Annotated in this window: 24 protein-coding genes; 18 read left to right on the top strand and 6 right to left on the bottom strand. The window is 69.7% G+C overall.

Annotation, left to right across the window (positions count from 1 at the left end; all coding sequences use genetic code 11):
* The first annotated feature begins 11 nt into the window (after window positions 1-11).
* The 11 genes from dapE to GOHSU_RS16690 all read left to right on the top strand — a co-directional run bounded on the left by dapE (window position 12) and on the right by GOHSU_RS16690 (window position 10,328).
* Window positions 12-1,145 carry a succinyl-diaminopimelate desuccinylase gene (gene dapE, locus GOHSU_RS02015; RefSeq protein WP_005936015.1) on the top strand — a complete coding sequence of 378 codons (1,134 nt, stop codon included), beginning with the start codon at window positions 12-14 and terminating at the stop codon, window positions 1,143-1,145.
* 5 nt (window positions 1,146-1,150) lie between these two features.
* Window positions 1,151-1,945 (top strand): LOG family protein, encoded by a 795-nt coding sequence (locus tag GOHSU_RS02010; protein WP_005936013.1) that lies wholly within the window; start codon window positions 1,151-1,153, stop codon window positions 1,943-1,945.
* A gap of 25 nt (window positions 1,946-1,970) precedes the next feature.
* Window positions 1,971-2,513 (top strand): LOG family protein, encoded by a 543-nt coding sequence (locus GOHSU_RS02005; RefSeq protein ID WP_024332719.1) that lies wholly within the window; start codon window positions 1,971-1,973, stop codon window positions 2,511-2,513.
* 38 nt (window positions 2,514-2,551) lie between these two features.
* Window positions 2,552-4,351: a long-chain-acyl-CoA synthetase gene (locus GOHSU_RS02000; protein ID WP_005936009.1), complete on the top strand. Its 1,800-nt coding sequence runs from the start codon at window positions 2,552-2,554 to the stop codon at window positions 4,349-4,351.
* Window positions 4,348-5,220: a dihydropteroate synthase gene (gene folP / locus GOHSU_RS01995; protein ID WP_024332718.1), complete on the top strand. Its 873-nt coding sequence runs from the start codon at window positions 4,348-4,350 to the stop codon at window positions 5,218-5,220. The genes GOHSU_RS02000 and folP overlap by 4 nt, the downstream gene beginning before the upstream one ends.
* Window positions 5,217-6,173, top strand: coding sequence for a glucosyl-3-phosphoglycerate synthase (locus tag GOHSU_RS01990; protein ID WP_005936005.1), 957 nt, complete (start codon window positions 5,217-5,219; stop codon window positions 6,171-6,173). Before folP ends, GOHSU_RS01990 begins: the two co-directional genes overlap by 4 nt.
* Before the next feature lie 4 nt (window positions 6,174-6,177).
* Window positions 6,178-6,504: a DivIVA domain-containing protein gene (locus GOHSU_RS01985; RefSeq protein WP_005936002.1), complete on the top strand. Its 327-nt coding sequence runs from the start codon at window positions 6,178-6,180 to the stop codon at window positions 6,502-6,504.
* Between the two features lie 68 nt (window positions 6,505-6,572).
* Window positions 6,573-6,740, top strand: a complete 168-nt coding sequence (locus GOHSU_RS16440) for a DUF3117 domain-containing protein (protein ID WP_005935999.1) — start codon at window positions 6,573-6,575, stop codon at window positions 6,738-6,740.
* 32 nt (window positions 6,741-6,772) lie between these two features.
* Window positions 6,773-7,597 (top strand): putative RNA methyltransferase, encoded by an 825-nt coding sequence (locus GOHSU_RS01980; RefSeq protein WP_005935997.1) that lies wholly within the window; start codon window positions 6,773-6,775, stop codon window positions 7,595-7,597.
* A 92-nt stretch (window positions 7,598-7,689) separates the two neighbouring features.
* On the top strand, window positions 7,690-8,904 hold the full coding sequence (gene glgC / locus GOHSU_RS01975; protein WP_005935993.1) for a glucose-1-phosphate adenylyltransferase: 1,215 nt from the start codon (window positions 7,690-7,692) through the stop codon (window positions 8,902-8,904).
* Between the two features lie 53 nt (window positions 8,905-8,957).
* Window positions 8,958-10,328, top strand: coding sequence for a hypothetical protein (locus tag GOHSU_RS16690; RefSeq protein WP_005935990.1), 1,371 nt, complete (start codon window positions 8,958-8,960; stop codon window positions 10,326-10,328).
* A 24-nt stretch (window positions 10,329-10,352) separates the two neighbouring features.
* Here the strand turns inward: GOHSU_RS16690 and GOHSU_RS01965 are convergent, their stop codons facing one another.
* The 3 genes from GOHSU_RS01965 to cofD are packed head-to-tail and all read right to left on the bottom strand — an operon-like array spanning window position 10,353 to window position 13,284.
* Entirely contained in the window at window positions 10,353-10,937 is a 585-nt protein-coding gene (locus GOHSU_RS01965) for an NUDIX hydrolase (RefSeq protein WP_005935986.1), read from the bottom strand.
* Window positions 10,934-12,277, bottom strand: a complete 1,344-nt coding sequence (locus tag GOHSU_RS01960) for a coenzyme F420-0:L-glutamate ligase (RefSeq protein ID WP_005935982.1) — start codon at window positions 12,275-12,277, stop codon at window positions 10,934-10,936. The genes GOHSU_RS01965 and GOHSU_RS01960 overlap by 4 nt, the downstream gene beginning before the upstream one ends.
* The gene (gene cofD / locus GOHSU_RS17135; RefSeq protein ID WP_024332715.1) at window positions 12,274-13,284 is read right to left on the bottom strand and encodes a 2-phospho-L-lactate transferase; all 1,011 of its coding nucleotides are present in this window, start codon (window positions 13,282-13,284) and stop codon (window positions 12,274-12,276) included. The genes GOHSU_RS01960 and cofD overlap by 4 nt, the downstream gene beginning before the upstream one ends.
* 276 nt (window positions 13,285-13,560) lie before the next feature.
* Here cofD and GOHSU_RS01950 point away from each other — a divergent pair, with 276 nt between their 5' ends.
* The gene (locus GOHSU_RS01950) at window positions 13,561-13,902 is read left to right on the top strand and encodes a WhiB family transcriptional regulator (RefSeq protein WP_005935977.1); all 342 of its coding nucleotides are present in this window, start codon (window positions 13,561-13,563) and stop codon (window positions 13,900-13,902) included.
* A gap of 116 nt (window positions 13,903-14,018) precedes the next feature.
* Here the strand turns inward: GOHSU_RS01950 and GOHSU_RS01945 are convergent, their stop codons facing one another.
* Window positions 14,019-14,513, bottom strand: a complete 495-nt coding sequence (locus tag GOHSU_RS01945; protein WP_005935974.1) for a metallopeptidase family protein — start codon at window positions 14,511-14,513, stop codon at window positions 14,019-14,021.
* A 107-nt stretch (window positions 14,514-14,620) separates the two neighbouring features.
* Between GOHSU_RS01945 and GOHSU_RS01940 the strand changes: the two genes are divergently transcribed.
* Genes GOHSU_RS01940 through manA form a run of 3 tightly spaced genes read left to right on the top strand, consistent with a single transcriptional unit; the run spans window position 14,621 to window position 17,469 of the window.
* On the top strand, window positions 14,621-15,067 hold the full coding sequence (locus GOHSU_RS01940) for a DUF3499 domain-containing protein (RefSeq protein WP_211220454.1): 447 nt from the start codon (window positions 14,621-14,623) through the stop codon (window positions 15,065-15,067).
* Window positions 15,068-15,094: 27 nt separating this feature from the next.
* Complete coding sequence (locus GOHSU_RS01935) at window positions 15,095-16,225, top strand: hypothetical protein (RefSeq protein ID WP_005935969.1); 1,131 nt, start codon at window positions 15,095-15,097, stop codon at window positions 16,223-16,225.
* A gap of 2 nt (window positions 16,226-16,227) precedes the next feature.
* Entirely contained in the window at window positions 16,228-17,469 is a 1,242-nt protein-coding gene (manA, locus tag GOHSU_RS01930) for a mannose-6-phosphate isomerase, class I (protein WP_005935966.1), read from the top strand.
* Window positions 17,470-17,488: 19 nt separating this feature from the next.
* Here manA and GOHSU_RS01925 read toward each other — a convergent pair whose 3' ends face one another.
* On the bottom strand, window positions 17,489-18,814 hold the full coding sequence (locus GOHSU_RS01925; RefSeq protein WP_005935964.1) for a type VII secretion protein EccE: 1,326 nt from the start codon (window positions 18,812-18,814) through the stop codon (window positions 17,489-17,491).
* A gap of 148 nt (window positions 18,815-18,962) precedes the next feature.
* On the opposite strand from GOHSU_RS01925, the gene eccB reads away from it, so the two are divergent.
* Window positions 18,963-20,336: a type VII secretion protein EccB gene (gene eccB, locus GOHSU_RS01920; RefSeq protein ID WP_005935962.1), complete on the top strand. Its 1,374-nt coding sequence runs from the start codon at window positions 18,963-18,965 to the stop codon at window positions 20,334-20,336.
* Between the two features lie 38 nt (window positions 20,337-20,374).
* Here the strand turns inward: eccB and GOHSU_RS01915 are convergent, their stop codons facing one another.
* Window positions 20,375-20,998, bottom strand: coding sequence for a TetR/AcrR family transcriptional regulator (locus GOHSU_RS01915; RefSeq protein ID WP_005935960.1), 624 nt, complete (start codon window positions 20,996-20,998; stop codon window positions 20,375-20,377).
* A 346-nt stretch (window positions 20,999-21,344) separates the two neighbouring features.
* On the opposite strand from GOHSU_RS01915, the gene nrdH reads away from it, so the two are divergent.
* On the top strand, window positions 21,345-21,578 hold the full coding sequence (nrdH, locus tag GOHSU_RS01910; RefSeq protein ID WP_005935958.1) for a glutaredoxin-like protein NrdH: 234 nt from the start codon (window positions 21,345-21,347) through the stop codon (window positions 21,576-21,578).
* A gap of 23 nt (window positions 21,579-21,601) precedes the next feature.
* A complete protein-coding gene (nrdI, locus tag GOHSU_RS01905) occupies window positions 21,602-22,111 on the top strand; it encodes a class Ib ribonucleoside-diphosphate reductase assembly flavoprotein NrdI (RefSeq protein WP_005935956.1) in 510 nt (169 codons plus the stop codon).
* The last annotated feature ends 25 nt before the right edge of the window (window positions 22,112-22,136 follow it).

Genomic DNA, 22,136 nt, shown 5'->3' with positions numbered 1-22,136 from the left:
CAGTGGTTCTCGTGAGCGTCCCGGACCTGAACCTGCGCGCCGACCCGGTCGAGTTGACCGCCGCACTGGTGGACATCCGCAGCGTCAGCGGCGACGAGTCGCTGATCGCCGACGCGGTCGAAGCGGCGCTGCGGGCCCAGACCCGCGGCTTCGAGATCAGCCGGTTCGGGAACCGGGTGCTGGCACGCACCCACCGGAACCTGCCCACCCGGGTCGTCCTGGCCGGCCACCTGGACACCGTGCCGATCGCCGGCAACGTGCCGTCGAGGCGGACCCGCACCCCCGACGAAGGCGACGTGCTGCTCGGTTGCGGCACCGTGGACATGAAATCGGGGCTGGCGGTCTTTCTGCATCTGGCGGCGACGCTGGACGACCCGGTGCACGATCTGACGCTGATCTGCTACGACTGCGAGGAGATCGCCGCCGAGCACAACGGCCTGGGCTTCATCGAGCGGGAGAAGCCGGACTGGCTGGCCGGGGATGTCGCGGTTCTCGGCGAGCCCACCGGCGGCCTGATCGAAGCCGGCTGTCAGGGCACCCTGCGCGTCCGGCTGACCGCCGAGGGGACACGTGCGCATTCGGCGCGCGCCTGGATGGGTGAGAACGCCGTTCACAAACTCGCCGACGCGCTGACCACCCTGCGCGAATACGTGCCGCGCAGCGTCGACATCGACGGCTGCCGGTACCGCGAGGGCCTCACGGCAGTGGGCATCGGCGGGGGAGTGGCCGGCAACGTCGTTCCCGATCAGGCGCACCTGGACGTGAACTTTCGTTTCGCTCCCGATCGCAGCCAGGCGCAGGCCTTCGCGCATGTGCGCGAGGTGTTCGCCGCCGACCTGGCTGACGGCGTCCTGAGCGCACAGCTCACCGATTCGGCGCCGGGGGCCCTGCCGGGCCTGCGCCATCCGGCCGCTGCGGCACTGGTCGCCGCCGCCGGCGGACGCTTCCGCGCCAAGTACGGCTGGACCGATGTGGCGCGGTTCTCGGCGTTGGGGGTGCCTGCGGTGAACCTGGGGCCAGGCGATCCGAGTCTGGCCCACCGTGCCGACGAGCGCGTGCCGGTCGATCAGATCCGTGAGGTCACAGAGCTGCTGCGCGGCTATCTGTCCGCCCCGGCGGGCGCCGGCGGCGAGTTGCTAGCGTGAGGCCCATGACCGCACTGACACCCGAGCCCCTCGACGACGATCGTCCCGTCGACGACACCGAGGTCCGCTATGCCGGCGCCGCCAAACTCCTGGTACCCGAGGGCCAGGAGTACATCACCCACGATGAGAAGCTGCTGGCCTGGGTCGATCCCGCCGATCGTGAGCTGGCGCTGGAGGCCACCGTCAAGGACTCCTGGCGGGTCCTGCGGATCCAGTCCGAGTTCGTCGCCGGGTTCGATGCTCTGAGCCAGGTCTCCGAGGCGGTCACCGTCTTCGGATCCGCGCGGGTAAAGGAAGGATCGCCCGAGTATCAGATGGGCGTGGACCTGGGCCGGGCCCTGGTGGAGGCCGGCTATTCGGTGATCACCGGCGGAGGTCCGGGCGCGATGGAGGCCACCAACCGGGGCGCCTTCGAGGCGGGCGGCGAATCGATCGGGCTGAACATCGAGCTGCCGTTCGAGCAGCACATGAATCCTTACCTCACCGTCGGAATGAATTTCCGGTACTTCTTCGTCCGCAAGACGATGTTCGTCAAGTACGCGCAGGCCTTCATCTGTCTGCCGGGCGGTGTGGGCACCCTCGACGAGCTGTTCGAGGCGGTCACGCTGGTGCAGACCGGTAAAGTGACCCGCTTCCCGATCGTGCTGGTCGGCCGCGAGTTCTGGGGTCCGCTGCTGGACTGGATGCGCGAGTCCCTACTGGCCGGCTCCATGATCAGCCCCGAGGACATGGGTTTGATCTCGCTGGTGGACACGGTCGAGGAGGCCGTCGACGTCGTTCGTTCGGTCGGTGTCCGATGAGCCCTGCGATCCCGGGTCCCCGGCAGTGAGCGCGATCTGCGTCTACTGCGCGTCCGGTCCGGTCGACCGCTCCTACCTGGACCTGGCGGCCCAGACCGGCGCGGCCATCGCCGAGGCCGGACACACCCTGGTCTCCGGCGGCGGTCGCGTGGGCATGATGGGGGCACTGGTGCGGGGTGCGCGCGAGGCCGGCGGCTACACCATCGGCATCATCCCCGAGCATCTGATGAAGGCCGAGGTCGCCGACACCGACTCCGATGAGCTGATCGTCACCGACACCATGCGTGAACGTAAACGGCTGATGGACGAGCTCTCCGATGGGTTCATCACCTTGCCCGGCGGTATCGGCACGCTGGAGGAACTGTTCGAGACCTGGACCGGAGGGTTTCTGGGCGTGCACGGCAAACCGATGGCACTGCTCAACCACGACGACTTCTACACGCCGATTCTTCGCTGGCTGGACGATCTGGCCGGCCGCGGCTTCGTGACCCCGCATTCACTGCAGCGGCTGCAAGTGGTCACCGACGTGGGTACCGCGCTCGCGGTAGCTGACTCGGCGGTAAGGTAGCGGCACCGTTCGCTGGATCGAGTAAGGACGAACACATCATGACCCAGACCGCGACCACCCCGGACGCGCAAGCCCAGCCGGCCACGCAGAACACCGTCGGCATCGGCGATCTGGTGAAGGGCGTGCTCCAGATGGCCCCCGATGCGCTGTCGATGCTGCGCCACGCCCCGGGCATGCTGCTGCGTTCCCACGACGACCGCAAGACCATCGGCAGCGTCTTCGCCGATCTGGCCGCCAAACACCCCGATCGCCCGTTCGTGCGGTTCGAGGGCGAGACGCTCTCGTACGGGGAGGCAAACCGCCGGGTCAACCGCTACGCCGGAGTGCTGGCAGACCGGGGCGTGGTGACCGGCGATGTGGTCGGCATCCTCGCCGAGAACAGCAGCACCGATCTGCTGGTGGTCCTGGCCGCACTCAAGCTCGGGGCGGTGGCCGGCATGCTCAACTACAACCAGCACGGCACGACCATCGACCACAGCATGTCGCTGCTGGACGCCAAGGTGCTCATCCGCGATCCCGAGTGCGTGCAGGCCTGGGAATCGATGAGCCCGGAGCGCCATCCCGAGCACGTGCTGGACTTCGCCCAGCTCGATGCCGCGGCGGCCGATCAGCGCGATACCGATCCGGCGGTCACCGCGACCCTGCCGGCGTCGACGCTGGCGTTCTACATCTTCACCTCCGGTACCACCGGCCTGCCCAAGGCCAGCGTGATGAGCCACAGCCGCTGGCTGGCCAACTACTCGGGCATCGGCGGCCTGGCGGTGCGGCTGCGGCCCAGCGACACCATGTACGTGGCGCTGCCGATGTACCACAACAACGCCCTGTCGGTGTCCCTGGGCTCGGTGCTCGCCGGCGGCGCCTGCATTGCGATCGGCCGGAAGTTCTCGGCCTCCCGGTTCTGGGACGAGATCATCGCCAACCGGGCCACCGCCTTCTGCTACATCGGCGAGCTGTGCCGCTATCTGCTCGCTCAGCCGGAGAAGCCGACCGACCGTCAGCACGCGGTGCGCATCATGGTCGGCAACGGCCTGCGTCCGGAGATCTGGGACGAGTTCGCCGACCGGTTCGGAGTCGACCGGGTCGTCGAGTTCTACGGCTCGAGCGAACTGAACCTGGTCTTCGTCAACGCCTTCAACGCCAAGCGCACCGCCGGCTTCTGCCCGCTGCCGTTCAAGGTGGTCGAATACGAGGCCGACGGCAGCCCGAAGCGATACCCGGACGGGCGCCTGCGCAAGGTCCGCAAGGGCCGGCCGGGCCTGCTGATCAGCCAGATCACCGAGCGCGTGCCGGTGGACGGTTACACCGACGGCTCGGAAACCGAGAAGAAGATCATCCGTGACGCCTTCAAGGACGGCGACGCCTACTTCAACTCCGGCGACCTGGTCCGGCAGCAGGGATACCTGCACATCGCCTTCGTCGACCGGCTCGGCGACACCTTCCGCTGGAAGGGGGAGAACGTGGCCACCACCGAGGTCGAGGGCGCCCTCGGCGGCTACCCGGCCATCACCGAGGCGGTCGTCTACGGCGTCGAGGTCCCCGGCTGCGACGGCCGCGCGGGGATGGCTGCGGTGACCGTGGACGGAGCGATCGACGGCAAGGCGCTGGCAGCGCACCTGTACCGGGAGCTGCCCGCATATGCGGTACCGCTGTTCCTGCGCGAGGTGGGCCAGATCGAGGCGACCGCCACCTTCAAGAACCGGAAGGTGGAACTGCGCGAGGAGTCCTTCGCCGAGGTCGGCGACGATCCGGTGTGGGTGCTCCAGGGCCGCACCGACGGGTACGTCCGGTTCTACGAGGGGTACCCCGCCGAGGTGGCCGCGGCGACGGTGCCGCGCTGACCGTGTCGGAGACCACCCTGTGCGGGCGCCCGGTGGCCGCCGATCGAGCGCTGATCATGGCGATCGTCAACCGCACACCGGACTCGTTCTACGACCGCGGTGCCACCTTCACCGATGCGGCCGCGATGGAGCGGGTGGACCAGGTGATCGCCGACGGCGCCGACATCGTCGACATCGGCGGGGTCAAGGCGGGTCCGGGCGAGGAGGTGGATGCGGCCACCGAAGCCGCCCGCGTGGTCCCGATGATCGGCTGGGTCCGGCAGCGGTATCCCCAGGTCCTGATCAGTGTCGACACCTGGCGCAGCGAGGTGGCCGAGGCCGCCTGCGCGGCCGGGGCGGACCTGATCAACGACACCTGGGCCGGCACCGACCCGGACCTGGTCCACGTGGCCGCGCAGGTCGGCGCCGGACTGGTCTGCTCGCATACCGGCGGGGCCGTCGTACGGACCCGGCCGCACCGCATCGCCTACGACGACATCGTCGGACAGGTGACCGACGAGCTGACCGCCGCGGCCGAACGCGCCCTGGCCGCCGGGGTGCGTCGCGACGGCATCCTGATCGATCCGACGCACGACTTCGGGAAGAACACCCACCACGGGCTGACACTGCTGCGGCATCTGGACCGGCTGACCGGTACGGGCTGGCCGGTGCTGATGGCCCTGAGTAACAAGGACTTCATCGGCGAGACCCTGGGCGTGGAACTGTCCGAGCGGGTGGCCGGTACGCTGGCGTCGACGGCCCTGGCCGCCGCCGCCGGTGCCCGTGTCTTCCGGGTGCACGAGGTCGCCGAGACCCGCCGAGTGGTGGACATGGTCGCCTCCATCGCCGGCACGCGACCGCCTGCCCGCACCGTCAGAGGATTGGCATGAACATTCCCGACCCGAACCCGGCCGCACTGGGTACGCAGGCGCCGTGGTCGCATACCCACGCCTGGGACCGTCCGGCCTGGACGGTCGAGGAGCTGGTCGCCGCCAAGGGCGGCCGCACCGTCTCGGTGGTGCTGCCGGCTCTGGACGAGGAGGCGACGGTGGCCGGTGTGGTCGGCTCGATCCGTCCGCTCCTGGGCGGTCTCGTCGACGAGCTGGTGGTTCTGGACTCGGGTTCGACCGACCGGACGGCGCAACGTGCCCGCGTGGCCGGTGCCCGGGTGGTCGCGCGCGATGAGGTCTTCGCCGATCTGGAACCGCGGCCGGGAAAGGGTGAAGCGCTGTGGCGTTCGGTGGCTGCCACCACCGGCGATCTGATCGCCTTCGTCGATGCCGATCTGGTCGATCCCGATCCGATGTTCGTGCCGCGGTTGCTGGGTCCACTGCTGCTGGATCCGCAGATCCACCTGGTCAAGGGCTACTACCGCCGCCCGCTGCGAGAGGCGGGGGCGCTGCTGGACGACGGCGGCGGCCGGGTCACCGAATTGATGGCGCGCCCGCTGCTGACCGCGCTCAAACCCGAACTGGGCGAGGTGATCCAGCCGCTGGGCGGCGAATACGCCGGCACCCGGGAACTGCTGGCGTCGGTGCCCTTCGCCGCCGGTTACGGTGTGGAGATCGGCCTGCTGGTGGACACCTACGACCGCTACGGCCTGGCCGGTATCGGCCAGGTGAATCTCGGGGTGCGGGCGCACCGCAACCGGCCGCTGACCGAACTGGCGGTGATGAGCCGGCAGATCATCGCGACGCTGCTGGGCCGCTGCGGGATCGCCGATTCGGGGGTCGGACTGACGCAGTATCTGCCACGGGACGACGGCAGCTTTGTCCCGCATCCGGTCGAACTGACCGTCGCCGAGCGACCGCCGGTCGCCGAGGCGGCGCGCCGGTTAGGCTGACAGCGTGTTGACGATCGGTTTGTACGTCATCGGCCTGGCGGTCGCCGTGGCGGTGCTCTTCGCACTGGTCTGGGTGGTCTTCGGTCGCGGAGAGGATCTGCCCCCGGTGCCGCGCGGCACCACCCTGACCCGGCTGCCGCTGGCCGGGATCACCGGCGATGATGCGCGTGCGCTGGTATTCCAGCAGACCGTGCGCGGTTACAAGCCGGAGGAGGTCGACTGGGCGCTGGAGAAGCTGGCCCGGGAGATCGACGATCTGCGCGCCACAGTGCACGACCTGTCGGTCCGTGACGGCGCCGAGCACGTGGTCGACCAGTCCCGGAATCGCTGACGAGAGCTGCGCCACGTATCATGACATCGAATTAGTTCGACGTGTGTCGGCGTGAAGGGAGCGCGAGAATGGCGGCGATGAAGCCCCGCATGGGTGACGGTCCATTGGAGGCGGTCAAGGAAGGGCGTGGCATCGTGGTCCGCATTCCGATCGACGGCGGTGGCCGTCTGGTCGTCGAGCTGAACGACGAAGAAGCGTCGGCTCTGGGCGAAGCGCTGCGCGAGGTCGTGGCCTGACCCAGGCCGCACCGCCGCCGAGGCAGCGCGCGTTGGCGGCGTTGCGCTGCCCGGTCTGCAGCGCAGCCGTCGACGAGGTCGGCGGAGGAATCATCTGTCCTGCCGGGCATCGGTTCGACCGTGCCCGGCAGGGATACCTCTCGCTGCTCGGCGGCGCGCCGCGTCGGCATTTGAGCGACACCGCGACCATGGTCGCCGCACGCCGGCGCATCCTGGACGCGGGCGTCTTCAACGCCGTCTCCGGTGCGCTGGCCCGCGAGATCGATCCGGCCGCGAGGCTGATCGTCGATGCCGGGGCCGGTACCGGTCACTATCTGGCCGCAGCGCTGGAGGCTGCCCCGACGGCGGGCGGGATCGGCGCCGACCTGTCCAAATACTGTGCACGGGCACTGGCCCGGGCACATCCGCGGGCGCTGGCGGTGGTCGCCGATGTCTGGTCGCCCCTGCCGATCGCCTCGGCGTCGACCGACACTGTGCTCTCGGTGTTCGCGCCGCGCAATGCTGCCGAGACCGCGCGCATTCTGGCACCCGGCGGACACTGGCTCATCATCACGCCTAATCCCGCGCATCTGGCGCAGGTGCGTGAGCCGCTGGGCATGCTGGACATCGGATCGGGCAAACTCGCCAGGCTGCACAAGGACCTGGCCGCCGCCGGTCTGGCGGTCCGGCGCAGCCGGTCCGTGACCGCATGCGTCGCGCTGACCGCCGAGTCGCTGGCAGATCTGGCGGGTATGGGTCCGGCCGGTTTCCACCGGACCGGAGAACAACTGGCCGCCGCCGCTGCGCGGCTGGCCGGGCCGGGGGAGACCGCCACCGCGACCATCGATGTGACCCTGAGTGTCGCCGGCCGGAGCTGACGAGGTGCTCGGGTGTGACCCGGGTGTGGTCTAAGGACCTGAACTCAACCAGCCGGCGCCCACCGCACCGGGCTACCGGATATGTTGGAGAGGTGAGATCTCAACCGCACGTTCTCGGAATCGTTCTTGCAGGGGGCGAGGGCAAGCGGCTCTATCCGCTGACGAAGGACCGCGCCAAACCTGCGGTGCCCTTCGGAAGTTCGTACCGCCTCATCGACTTCGTTCTTTCGAACCTGGTCAACGCCGGCTACGAGCGCATCTGCGTATTGACGCAGTACAAGTCGCATTCGCTGGACAAACACATCTCCCAGACCTGGTGGTCGTCGGGCTTTCACGGTGAGTTCATCACCCCCGTCCCGGCCCAGCAGCGGCTGGGGCCGCGCTGGTACACCGGCAGTGCCGATGCGATCTACCAGTCGATGAACCTGATCGAGGACGAGAAACCCGACTACATCGTCGTCTTCGGCGCCGACCACGTCTACCGGATGGATCCGTCGCAGATGGTGGAGCAGCACATCGCCACCGGTGCGGCGGTGACGGTCGCCGGCATCCGGGTTCCGCGGGCCGAGGCCCGGGCCTTCGGCTGCATCGATTCCGACGCCGACGGACTGATCACCGGTTTCGTGGAGAAGCCCAGCGATCCCCCGGGGACCCCGGACGATCCGGAGGTCACCTACGCCTCCATGGGCAACTACGTCTTCACCACGGCGGCCCTGGTGGAGATGCTCCGCGCCGACGCCGCCGATCCGGACTCCGACCACGATATGGGCGGCGACATCATCCCGGCCTTCGTCGAACGCGGGGAGGCCTACGTCTACGACTTCAACGACAACGAGGTACCCGGATCCACACCCGCGGACATCGGCTACTGGCGAGACGTGGGCACCATCGACGCTTTCTACGAGGCACACATGGACCTGGTCTCGGCCAAACCCGCGTTCAACCTCTACAACGACCGCTGGCCGATCCGCGGTGAGACCTCCCACCTGCCGCCGGCCAAGTTCATCCACGGCGGTGCGGCCAACGACTCGATGGTCGGTGCCGGCTGCATCGTCTCCGGGGCCATGGTGCACAGCTCGGTGCTGTCCACCGATGTGGTGATCGAGGAGGGTGCGGTGGTGCAGGGTTCGGTCCTGATGCCGGGCGTGCGGATCGGCCGCAACGCGGTGGTCCGCAATGCGATCCTGGACAAGAACGTGGTGGTCCGCGAGGAGGGTCAGGTCGGGGTGGACCTGGAACACGATCGCGAACTGTTCACCGTCAGCGCCGCCGGTATCGTCGCCGTCGCCAAGAGCACGGTCATCTAAAGGTCTCTCTTTAGCTTTCGGCCGGTGCCTGGGCTCCGGTCGGTGACGGGGGTATGAAAATGGAACTGAGAATCGTCACAGATCCTATGCGTTCTGATGCAGCGTTCTCCTCGCGCGAGGCGGGTGCAGCCGCCTCGCGAATCGAGACGATCCAGTTAATCGCCGCTGACTTCCTCGGATCAACTCTAGCGGATAGGGATCCTGATCCACTCTCGGCTCAGATCGCTCCGCTTGACGCCGAGTTCGAGGCGCTTGAACAAGTTGGTGATGCCGTCGCCGAAGAGCGGGTTGCCTATCAGCCGGTGCCGAGAGTGCGTGGGCGGTACTCGCCAACAGATTGGCAGCAGGAAGCTGGTGTAATACGAGGGGAAACAGGTGCTGACGGCCGGGAATTGCCTGGGGTCACTGGTCCCTGGGACTTCGTTGGAGATCGGAGACCTCCAACCGCTCTATCACGCGCGCAATATGTGGCATTGCAGGAGCAAACCAGTCGCTCGGCGAGTGTTCAGGGTTTTAGATCCTTGCTGGAGCATATGCTCGCGTTCGGGCCCACGACCATCGAGCGTGTAGCGAGCGCGCAGATCCTCGACTCACTGGCACGTGGTGCTCACGCGTCGGCGCTCGAGGTTCTTGAACAAGCGATTCGATCCCCTTACGACGATATCCGCTTCCTAGCTGAGGTGTCCTCCGTCGGCGATCGCCAACCGGTTCCGGAAAGCGGTCATGCTGACAGTCCGGGCAGTCCGGGCGGAAGAACGGGTGGAGATCCCCTTCCTGACGAGGCGGAAGACGCTGACGATGGTGAGGAAGATGTCAGTTTCACTTTGCACGGAACGTGGAGGCGACTGACTATCCCGTCCTGGTATCGGCCAGGTGAGCCACTCCACGGTCACATCCGTAACTGCGTTTCGCCAGAACTCTATGTCGGCGCCGACTATCCCCGTTGGTCCGGTGGCTATTCGGACATTGATCGAGCCCAGGGCGCCCGAATGCTGCTCGATTGGGTACAGCGGCGGCGTGGTTCACTCGAAGTCGAAGCGATCTATGCCCACAGCCACGGGGGGAACGTTGCTCTTGAAGCCGCGGCGCAGGGCCTTAAAGTGAAGATGCTTGTGCTCCTCCATGTTCCGCCAAGACCGCGCAGCGGCACTGAATGGGCCGCAATTAGGTCTAACGTTGAGCGAACCATGGTGTATCGAGTCCACCAGGATCTGATCGTGCTGGCGGACGTCATTTACGTTAGGGCACGGGGTGGAAGAATGAATCAGCGATTCGACCAGTCTTTGTTGCCGCACATCGATAGCAGTCCACCTCCGATAACCGGACCGCGGTTCCGTCATGGCCATTACACAAAGGTCGATAACTGGGTGGGCGAGGGCCTCGACAGCGACATTGACTACTACCGAAGACTCGGCCCGATGTAACGGACCTTGCCGTCGGCGCGGGTGTTAGGAAATTAGCTCGGTGCCGCGCAGTGCGTCGTGGCCCAAGGTGATCAGCGCGGGAACCGACTCGGCGTCGACGTTCTCGGGCAGGGCATCGACCGGCCACCACGCCAGATCGATCGACTCGTCGCTGCAGACCGGTTCGGGCGGTGTCCCGTCGGCGGTGGGCGGCGCCACCGCGCCGTAGCGCACGTCCAGGTGCCGGGTCGGCACGCCCAGCGAGCAGGTGATCGGATGGGTGTGCAGTTGGACCGGCGACGGCGAGAGCACCAGGCCGGCCAGCCCGGACTCCTCGGTGGCCTCGCGCAGCGCAGCCGCGTCCAGCCCGGTGTCGCCGGGTTCGCAGTGTCCGCCCAGCTGGACCCAGCGGCCCACCCGCGGGTGCAGGGTGAGCAGGACGTGCCGGCCGGTAGCGTCGAAGACGATCGCCGAGGCGGTCAGGTGGCCGGGAACGCAGGCGCGGACGCACGGATCGGTCGCGGCGTCGACGAAGGCCAGATACGCGTGCCGGAGCGCATCCTGGTCGGGATCGGGGGCCTGCCAGGCGCCCAGGATCTGCCGCGCAGAGGCGGTCAGTGCGGCGGTCACAGCTCCATCACCAGTCCTTCGATGCCGGCGGGCCCACGGAGTCCGCTCTCGGCCGCCGGCCGGCCGATCGCGATCGCCCCCAACGGCGCCCAGTCCTCGGGCAGGTCCAGCACGCGCCGCACGGTCGGCGCGGCGAAGATCGTCGAACCCACCCAGCAGCTGCCGACATCGCGCACCGACAGCGCCACCAGCAGCGAGCCCACCGCGGCGCCGGCGGCGACGGTGAACATCGTCTGCTCGCACCGGTTGCGACGCTCGTCGGGATAGGTGTGCATGCCGTCGCCGGTGAGCACCGGAATCACCAGTTCTGGGGCGTCGTACAGGATCTGACCGCGGGCGACGCGGGCGTCGATGGACTCGCGCGAGCGTCCGTCGGCGGCCAGATCGGCGCGCCAGTCCGCCGCCATCGCCTCGAGCAGGGTCTGCCGCCGGGCGTCGTCGCGCAGCCACAGGAAACGGATCGGGTGGCTGTGATGCGGGGCCGGGGCGGTCAGGGCCTCGGCGAAGGCCGCGTGCATCACCTCGGCCTCGATGCGCCCGGGCGCGAACCGCCGGACCGAGCGACGGGTGAGCAGCGCCTGCGCGCGCCCCTGGGCCAGGGCGTCGTCGGTGCCGAGCCGGAACAGGTCGTCGGCGGGGTCGCGGACCAGGTCGGCGGCACTGCTGCCGTCGTCGACGGGGACCAGGCCCCGCACCACGGCCACCGGTACCCCGGCGAGCTTGCCCTTGACCAGATCTGCCGCCGCGGCCACCTCGTCGGCGACCGCGATATCGGTGACCCGCAACGGGTTCCCGTACTCATCGACGGTGCCGTCGTAGGAATGGCGCACCGCGAGTCCGGCCGCCCCGATGGCCACATCGGTCTGGCCCGAGCGCCACGCCCGCCCCATCGTATCGGTGATCACCACGGCCACCCGGCGGCCGCGGCCGGCCAGCTCCGCGCGCAGGCGCGCCGCACTCGCATCGGGGTCACGCGGCAGCAGGGCCAGCCGGTCGCCGGGCACATTGGAGCCGTCGATACCGGCGGCGGCCTGCACCAGCCCGTTGCGGTTGGCGGTGATCATCAACTGGTCGCGCCGGGCGACGATACGCACGGCTTCATCGCCGATCAGCGTGCGGCGCAGTGTCTCGCGTTCCTCGGGGTCGTCGGGGGCCGGCACCAGCCGGTCCTCGATCTTGGAGATCACCTTGCTGGTGACCACCACGATGTCGTCGTCGGCCAGCCAGGGGGCCGCGGCCAGGATCGCGCCGGCCAGATCGCTGCCGGGGCCGAACTCGCCGAGGCCGGTGACCGGCAGAACCGTCAGGCCGCCGGCCGCCCGGTGGTCGGGGATGTTCATGGGGCGGACACACCGACCAGCGCGCAGGCGGCGCGCACCATCTGCGCGGTGGTGGCCGGATCGGTCATCAGCAGGGGAGCGGCGGCAGTGGTTATCCCGGGTACCGGATCGTTGACGGCCGCGTCCCCGGGGGCCACCAGCCATCCGTCGAGCAGCCCGGTGTCGCTGCGGGCACCGTAGTGTTCGGCGATGGCCCGGGAGGTGGTGTCCACCCCGATCACCGACAGGCATTCGTCGGCCATGCCGCGCAGCGGCTTGTCGTCGATCACCGGACTGATCCCGACCACCGGTGCGTCCGTGGTGCGCAGCGCCCCGCGCAGCCCCGGCACCGAGACGATCGCGCCGATGCTGACCACCGGATTGCTCGGCGCGATCAGCACGACGTCGGCCTCGGCGATGGCCTCGAGGACCCCCGGCGCCGGCTTGGCATTGGCGTCGACCTGCGCGAACCCGTGGGTGGTGACCTGGGCGCGGTAGCGGACCCACCATTCCTGGAAGTGGATGGCCAGGCGTTCGCCGGGCTCGCCGCCGGGGTTGTCGATCAGCACGTGCGTCTCGTGGCGGTCGTCGGTGACCGGCAGCAGCCGGACCCCGGGCTGCCAGCGCCGGGACAGGGCCGCGGTGATGTCGGAGAGGCGGAAACCCGCATCGAGCATCTGGGTGCGGATCAGATGGGTGGCCAGATCGCGGTCGCCCAGTCCGAACCAGTCCGGATCGGCGCCGTAGGCGGCGAGTTCCTCTTTGGCGTGCCAGGTCTCGTCGATCCTGCCCCAGCCGCGCTCGGTGTCGATGCCGTCGCCCAGGGTGTACATGCAGGTGTCCAGGTCCGGGCAGATCCGGACCCCGTGGATCCAGGCGTCGTCACCGACGTTGACCACCGCGGTGACCGTGTGCGGTCCCGCGACGGTCTCCTCGGTCGCCGGGAACGGCGTGGGTCCGAAGACCTCGCGCACACCTTGCAGGAATCGGGCGCCGCCGACGCCGCCCACCAGTACCGTCACCTTCACAGCGATCACCCTACGACGACGCGTGCGCGACGTCGGCTGCGGGAGGCCGACGGGGCGGCGTGCGGAGGATGCGACACGCCGCAGGGACTCAAGAGATGCGGTGTGTCCGGCTGCGGGGGCGGGGAAGTGATATCAGCGAATATCGGCGTTCGCTTGACCCCGGCCACCGAGTGCGTGTCTAATCACAACTGTGTGATTCCACGGTCGGGGAGCTCGGCGACGGGCCGTGCGGGGTCACCGGCGAGACGGATTGATCATCGAGCAGGGAGGCGACGGATGACGTTCGCGGAGAACGGTACGCAGTACGGGAGCCCACTGGGACCGCCGTCGGCGTTCACCGGCAACGGCAGTCACCTGTCCGCGGTACCCAACGATTTCGATGCCCTGTTCGACGACCCCGACGAGCAGTGGCAAGACCGTGCCCTGTGCGCCCAGACCGATCCGGAGGCGTTCTTCCCGGAGAAGGGCGGCTCCACCCGCGAAGCCAAGCGCATCTGCCACGGCTGCGAAGTGAAGGCCGAATGCCTGGAGTACGCGCTGGGCAATGACGAGCGTTTCGGTATCTGGGGCGGACTGTCCGAGCGGGAACGCCGGCGCCTCAAGCGCGGCATCGTCTGACCCGACCGGCACCGCACCAGCGAAGTCTCTTTTCGTCCCCTGCAGCCTCCCACTGCGGGGGACGAGTCGTCTGCGGCGTGTGCGTCGTCGGCGGATCGGCCCGCGCCGACGCACGCTCAATCGTCCGGCCCGCTTTCGATCGTCTCCTCGTCCAGCCCCAGATAGGTGGCGACCTGCTGGATCAGGACCTCCCGCAGGATCTCCGGCAGGTCGGCGTCGTCGTGGCTGCGCAGCTCAAGGGGCCGGCGGAACAGGATCAGCTGGGCGCGGGTCGGCCGGCCGAGTGCGTCGACGCCGGCCGGGATCAGCCGGGCCAGCGGCACCGGTCCGTCGGCGGTCACCTCGTCCGGCCACTGCACAGTGGCCGCATCCCGCGGGAGCATCCGGGGGATGTCGTCGACGGCCACGTCCAGATCGGTCAGATGGTCGTGCCAGCGGCTGTCGATCTCGGCGAAGGCGGTGATCGCCGCCCGGTCGAACCGCGCGGCCTCGGTGCGGCGGGCGGGTACTCCGGGCGGCAGCAGCGGTCCTCGCAGACCGCGTCCGCGCCGGTCCCGGGTGCGCCGGGGCGGTGCCAGCAGGTGCTGCGGGTCGGTCGCTCGATTAGCCATAGCGGCAAGTCTAGGTCGGCGCCGATCGGCGCAAGGGGGAGCCGTCGGCCGACCGTCGTCGCGTGTCGATGCGCCCCCGGCGGCGGGTGCGCGATAGGCTCAGCGGTGTGAACTCTCCCCGTCAGTGCTGCCGTCCCGGGTGCTCGCGCCTCGCTGTGGCGACCCTGACCTTCGTGTACGCCGAATCCACCGCGGTGATCGGACCGCTGGCCGGCGCCGATGAACCGCATTCGTGGGATCTGTGTTCCGAGCACGCCGACCGGATCACCGTGCCGCGCGGCTGGGAGCTGTTGCGCAGCGAGCGGGAGTTCGTGCAGCCGGCCGAAGACCAGGAGCTGACCGCACTGGCGGATCTGGTGCGCGAAGTCGGTGGTGCGGGCCGATCGGCACTGCCGCCGCTGCCCTCGTTCGCCGCGCGCGCCGACGCCGACTTCGATGCCCCGGCCCCCGGACGCCACCGCGCCGATCGCCGTCCGCCGTCGGGTGCTGAGGCGGCCGGACCCCGGCCCGGGCGCCGCGGCCACCTGCGGGTTCTCCCCGATCCGGTTGACTGACCGGGGCGCCTCGCGCATCGTGTGAGCATGCCCGTCACCATCGACGACCTCGACGACTCGGCGGCCCTGTCCGCCGCCGACCAGGACGGTCTGCTGCGCAGTGCCGCAATGGCCGGTGCCCAGATCCGGGCGGTCGCCGAAGCCCAGCGCGAGGGCGTCCTGGACGCCCTGGCCACCGCGAGGCCGCGCGCCGTGGTCGTGGTGACCGGCAGTGATCTGCTGGCCGATCGTGCCGCCCGGCTGGCGATCGCGGTCTGTGCTGCGGACCTCGATGTGCCGATCGTGCCGGTGCCCGTGCTGCCGGGCTGGATCGGCCCCCTGGACGTGGTCCTGATCGCCGGCGGCGATGCCGGTGACCCCTTGCTGGCCGATGCCCTCTCGCGAGCGGCGCTGCGACGGTGCGAGATCGTCGTCTCCGCGCCGCTGGAAGGGCCGCTGCGCGAGGCCGCCGGGATCGGCGAACGCGGCGGTGTGCCGCTGCTGGATCTGTCTCCGCGGCTGCCGGTGGATCCGCGGTTCCGGTTCACCGGCCTGGTGGCCGCGGTGATCGCGGTGCTGACCGCACTGTCCTCGGTACGCCTGCGTCCGTCCCCGCCGGGGCTGGCCGAGCTGGCCGATCTGCTCGACGCCGAAGCCGCCGCCGATCATCCGGGGCAGGAGAGCTTCCACAATCAGGCCAAACTGCTGGCTCTGCGCACCGCCGATCATCGGCCCGTCTGGACCGGAGACACCCCGGCCGCGCGGGTCGCTGCGGCGCAGGCGGCGGCGGCCTTCTTCGAGATCGCCGGCCTCGGGGGTGCCGTCACCGAGGAGAGCCGGGCGATCGCCGCACTGCAGCAGAGCTCCGCGGCCGGCGGCGTCGATCCGCTCTTCTACGACCCCGAGTTCGACGGGCCCGCACCGGCCGATCCGGTGCGGGTGTTCCTGGTCAGTACCGCCGCGCGCAGTCCGCAGGTGCACCGGCGCCTGGGCGACCGGGATGTCGATGTGCTGACCGAACAGGTCGACGCCGCCGAGCAGCTGCCGGCCCTGCCCGCGGACGCCCGGGAGGCGTTCGGCGACACTCCGACCGACCTGGCGGCGTACCTGATCATCGTCGTACGCGCCCAATTGGCCGCGGCCTACTGCGCGTTGAGCGGTGATCGGGAGATGATGTGACCATGAAGATCCTCAAGGGTGTCATCCGCCCCTACGCGTGGGGCTCGCGGACCGTGATCGCGGAGATGCAGGGCCGGCCGTCCCCGTCGGCGCATCCGGAGGCCGAACTGTGGTTCGGTTCGCATCCGGTCTCCCCGGCGATCTGCACGGACTGCACCGGCGATCTGCTGACCCTGATCGACGACGATCCGATCGCGGCGCTGGGTGAGGCCACGGTGCAGACGTTCGAGGGACGGCTGCCGTTCCTGATCAAGATCCTGGCGGCCGACGAGCCGCTGTCGCTGCAGGCCCATCCGAGCAAAGAGCAGGCCCGAGCCGGCTTCGCCGCCGAGAACGAGGCCGGTCTGGCCGCCGACGACCCGCGCCGCAACTACAAGGATCGCTGGCACAAGCCGGAGATCGTGGTGGCGTTGACCGACTTCGAGGCGCTGGCCGGATTCCGCGACCCCGCGCAGACCGTCGAATTGCTGCGCAGCCTGCAGGTGCCGGGTCTGGACTCGGCGCTGGGACTGCTGGCCGGATCGCCCGACGAGGCGGGGCTGCGGGCGGTGTTCACCACCTGGCTGACCCTGCCCGAGCGGGTGATCGCCGAACTGGTGCCGGATGTGCTGGCCGGTGCGGTGCGGCTGCTCGAGGGCGGCCAGACCCCGTTCGCCGACGAGCTGCGCGCGGTCCTGGAGTTGGGCGAGGTCTATCCCAACGATCCAGGAGTGCTGGCGGCACTGCTGCTGAACTTCGTGCGGCTGCAGGCCGGGGAGGCGATCTTCCTCGACGCCGGCAATCTGCACGCGTACCTGCGCGGTTCGGCGGTGGAGGCGATGGCCAACTCCGACAATGTGCTGCGCGGCGGTCTGACGCCCAAGCACATCGACGTTCCCGAGCTGCTGCGGGTGCTGGACTTCCGGCCGGTGTCCCGGGAACAGATGGTGCCCGCGGTGGAGCCGCTGGGCGCCGAGTTGATCTACCTGACCCCGGCGCCGGAGTTCCGGCTCTCGCGGGTGGAACTGGACGGGACCGGCCTGCGCCTGGCCTCGTCGATCAGTTTCGATATGCCGGGACCGCAGATCCTGGCGGTGACCGCCGGCCGCATCGAGGTGGCCGGGCCGGACGGCACCCGCACCACCGTGGAGTGCGGGGAAGCGCTTTGGCTGGCCGACGACGACCCCGATGTGACGGTGTACGCGGCCTCCTCCCAGGCGACCTTCTTCCGGACTCGCGTCCCGCTGGAGAGTCCCGCCCCTTGATCGTGCGCTTCCACGGGCCTCAGGCCCGGTGCAGCAGCGCGTTCTCGGCGGGCGTGGTCACCAGTTCCACCGCCAGCCGTCGGCCACCCCCGGTCAGCACCGCCCGGGAGGGGTTCGCCGGGTTCTGGTGGACTCCCGGGACCCCGGCATCGTGGCCGGTCTCGCGCTGGCCGCGGTGCACGCGAAGGACCGTGTGCTCGGCGAGTGGACCCAATCTGCTGTCGGGGCGATCATCGATGAGGATCTGCGCGGCGCCGTCGGCCGCCGGGTGCAGCAGTCTGCGGTCGTCGACGGCATCGATCACCGGCTGCCATTGCTGTGGACGGTCGGTGAAGACGGCGGCGGTCAGACCCAGTGCGGCCAGCCGGACAGCTATGCGCTGAGCGGTGAGAGGACCGCCGGAGATCTCGGCCACCGGGACGTCGGGACCGGTCAGGCGCACGGCGACCGGGCGGCCGGCATCGTCGGCGCCCAGGATGACCCCGGCACCCGAGATCGGCAGCATCGCCGACGCCAGACCGGGTGCGGCGGCGGTGAGCCGAGGCCGGTGCCGCCGGGGCCCGGTGCCGGCTGCTTTGTCGGCGGCGGTGGACAGCGGCGTCCAGTGCGGGGGCAGGTCGCCGCGCAGGTAGACGCCGGGACCGTCGTCGATCCTGGCCACGGCACGGACCGTCGGACCCTGCTCGCCGGGACGCCAGCGCAGCATGGTGCACGCGGCGGCCGAGTGCCGCCAGATCGCCTCCAGCGCCTCGGGTAGCTCGGCCGGATCGGGTGGCTCGACGGCGTACATGTCGACCGCGGTGGTGCCCGGATGCAGACGCTGAGCCATCCCGCTCAGTTCGGCGGCGGTCAGGCCCGTCACCGCCAGACCGTCGGCGCGCAGCAGCCCGGCCAGGCGCCGGGTGGCCGACAGTGCGGCCCGCAGCGCCGCGGCCGATCCGTGGCCGTGACGGGCCACCAGATCGGGGTGACGCAACGGAGCGAACCGGATCGCCACGTGCACCGTCCGGTCGGCGGCCACCGAGAGCGGACCGAGCAGTGTGCGGTAGGCGCGGCCGGCGGGTCCGTCGTCGCCGACGGAGGTGCCGTGGGTCAGGACGGTCACATCGGTGGCCGCCGACTCCGGACGGTTCATCCACTGGGTCAGTGCCGCCCACGACAGTCCGTGGTCGCCGTTGCCGTGCCAGGGCCGGTCCAGCGGTGTGGGACGCGCCGGCCCGGGGTGGATCGCCAGGACGGTCAGCAGCGTGCCGTGCTCGTGCCGGACCCCCAGGTAGCCGTCGTCGCAGGGCGCATCGAAGGGCGCCGACGCCGCCCGGTCGCGCCGGGTGCCGAACCTGCTCATGAACGCCCTCCCGAAGGCTGCCGAACACATCGCGCCGCGGTGTTCGCCGACGCTTTCTCCCCCAAAGCGTCTGGGGCAACCCTAACGGGGGAATACGGTGTCGTTGCGACAACCGTGTTCTTCACGGGATTTTGATCGGGGGGTCGAGATGTCCAGACAGTTGACGACGCGTGCGCAGGTGAGCGGGTACCGCTTCGGGGTGGCGCGGGCCGAGCACGCACTCATCCGGCGCGATACGCGCATGCTGCACGATCCGATGCGGGCCCAGCTGCGGGCGCTGCTGGCCGGGGCGGTGGTGGCGGTCCTGCTGGTGGCCGGTGCGGGGATCTACGGTCTGATCCGGCCCGCGCCGTCGGTGGCCGACGCCCGGATCGTGGTCTCCGATGCGGGTGGGCTGTTCGTCCTGGTCGACGAGGTGATGCATCCGGTGCCGAACCTGGCGTCGGCGCGGCTGGTGGTCGGGGAGCCGCTACCGGCCAAGACGGTGGCCCAGCGCTCGGTCAGTGCCTATCCGCGCGGTCCGGCGCTGGGTATCCCCGGCGCCCCGGCGGCGCTGCCGGGACCGGCCGATGAGCAGCTTGCGGCATGGAGCGTGTGCGACGACCCCGCTGCCGGGACCGCGGTCCTGGCCGGGCTGCCCGCGGTGGACCCGGCACCGCTGCCGGTGGGCGCCCTGGTGCGCACCGCGACGGGGCAGTGGCTGGTGTACCAGCATGTCCGGGACGGCCGTCCGCGTCCGGTCCGGGCCGCCCTCGACCCGGATGCGGTGGCGGTACGCCGGGCCCTGGGACTGGAGGGCGCCGCCGTCCGCCCGATCAGTCAGGGCCTACTCAACGCCTTTCCGGCGGAACCGCAGCTGGCAGTGCCGCCGGTGCCGGAGGCCGGGACACCCGGTCCGGGACCCCTGGCCGGGTTCGGTGCCGGCGCGGTGATCCGCTCGCTCGGCGTAGACGGGCAGGCCTCCTACTTCGTGGTTCTGCGCGACGGAGTGCAGCCGGTGTCGGCGACGGCGGCAGAGGCGCTGCGCGGGGCCGATCCGTCGGCGCCGGCGGTGGTGCGAGACGTCGCGCCGGGGCTGCTCAGTACGGTTCCGGTGGTGCATCGGCTGCCGCTGGGTCACTTCCCGCAGCGGCGGCCGGCGCTGGTGGCCGCCGAGTCGGTGCTGTGCCGGTCATGGGTGCAGACCGGGACGGGGGCGGTGCGCGAGGGGCTGATCGTCAGTGCGCAGCTGCCGCTGCCGGCGGGTGCGCGGGTGGTCTCGCTCAGCGCCGCCGACGGTGCGGGTCCGGGGTTGGACGGGGTGTATCTGCGGCCCGGGACGGGGGAGCGGGTCAGTGCCGGCGGCGGTGACTACTACGTGACCGATGCCGGGGTGCGCTATCGGCTCGCCGACGCGCAGATCGCCTCGGTTCTGGGGCTGGGGGCCGCCCGGTCGGCGCCGTGGCCGGTGTTCGCGCTGCTGCCGGCCGGGCCGCAGCTGTCCCGGGAGGCGGCACTGGTGGCTCGCGACCTGCCCCGCTGACCGCAGAGTCGTCCCGGAAAAGGGCCGCGCGGGCAGTCTCAGCGCAGGCCGGTGGCCACGATCGTGACCAGACGCTGCCAGTCGTCGGCCAGTTCGGCCGGGGTCAGCCCCACCACATCGAGCTGATGGCGCACGGCGATCGCCTCCAGGGGCGCCTGGATGGCGACTGCCGCCGACGCCAGGGAACCGGGATAGCCCAGCTCGGCCAGGAGGTGTTCGACGTGCCGGGTCGACATCGCCCATACCGGGTGGCTGAGGCGGTCGGGGTCGTCGGCGCCGGCCTCGAGCAGGATGTCCAGGTGATCGACGGTCATCTTCAGCCGGGCCCGTCCGTAGGAGATGAGCCGGTCCAGCGGGGCGGCTCCCGGTCCCAGTGGCGGCGGACCGGACAGGAAGCTCTGCTGTAGTTCCCGTTCGGAGTGGTCCAGCAACGCCATCATCAGACCGGTGCGACTGCCGAAGCGGCGGAAGACGGTGCCCTTGCCGACGCCGGCCTCCCGGGCGACCGCTTCCATGGTCACCGCGGCGGCGCCCCGGGCATCGATGAGTGATTTGGCCGCCGCCAGCAGCAGCTGCCGGTTGCGGGCCGCATCGGCGCGCTCGGTTCCGCTCGGCCCGTCCACCACTGTCAGAGTGAGGGCAGGGGCGGGTTCAGCAGGCATATCGCCAGGGTATCGCGAGCCCGCCGGAAGAGGGTGGTCACGGGGCTCGGATGGGTCGCCGGAGCCGGTCTGCCGCGACACGCCCAACACGCCGAGACACGCCGATCAGCCTGTGGATTACTCGACGGCGACCAGGGAATACCATGAATGTTGTTCACAAGTTCTTGTGGTGGCTCGACTTGTCGGACACAAGGTGTAGTGTTCATGGTGTTCGGCCGGGAGATTTTTCCCACAGCCGGAGAAGCGTTCGAAGGTGCCGGGTCACAGCGATGTGATTCGCCACCGGAGGCCTCTCCGCCCCGCCGGGCATATCCGTCCAGATCGCGTCCCAAGGAGAGTTCCGCCCATGGCCATCACCGTCTACACCAAGCCGGCCTGTGTGCAGTGCAATGCGACGTACAAGGCGCTCGACAAGCACGGTCTGGACTACAACGTCGTCGACATCAGCCTGGACGACGATGCCCGTGACTACGTGATGGCGCTGGGCTACCTGCAGGCCCCCGTCGTCGTCGTCGACGATGAGCACTGGTCGGGTTTCCGTCCCGACCGCATCAAGGCCGTCGCCGGACGGGCCGCCTGAGCGATTCGATACGGACCGTGGTCATGTCAGTCATCGCTTCGCCGGAGACGGGCACACCGAGTTCGCACGACGACCTCGCTGCAGGACTGCCCCTGATCGTCTACTTCTCGTCGGTGTCGGAGAACACGCGCAGATTCGTCGACAAGACGGGTGCGCGATCGCTGCGGATTCCGCTGTTCGACCGAAACGGCGAGTTCCGGGTCGACGAGCCCTACATTCTGATCAGCCCGACCTACGGCGGGGGTAAGTCCTCCGCCCGGGCCGAGGGTGCGCATGCCGGCGGCGGCTATGTGCCCAAACAGGTGATCCGGTTCCTCAACAACGAGCACAACCGGTCGCTGATCCGCGGAGTCATCGCCGCGGGCAACACCAACTTCGGCGAAGAGTTCTGTCTCGCCGGAGACATCATCTCCAACAAATGCCAGGTGCCTTACCTGTATCGGTTCGAACTGATGGGCACCGAGGACGACGTCGAACGCGTCCGCAGCGGACTCGCCGAGTTCGCCGCAGGCCCGGCTTTCCGCCGGTCCTGACACCAGCAGTACCAGCTTCATCCCT

Origin of the sequence: Gordonia hirsuta DSM 44140 = NBRC 16056, assembly GCF_000333015.1 — a bacterium.
In the GTDB taxonomy this organism is placed as follows: domain Bacteria; phylum Actinomycetota; class Actinomycetes; order Mycobacteriales; family Mycobacteriaceae; genus Gordonia; species Gordonia hirsuta.
Note: the sequence above shows the minus strand (reverse complement) of the source record. Positions and strands in the feature narration are given on the sequence as shown.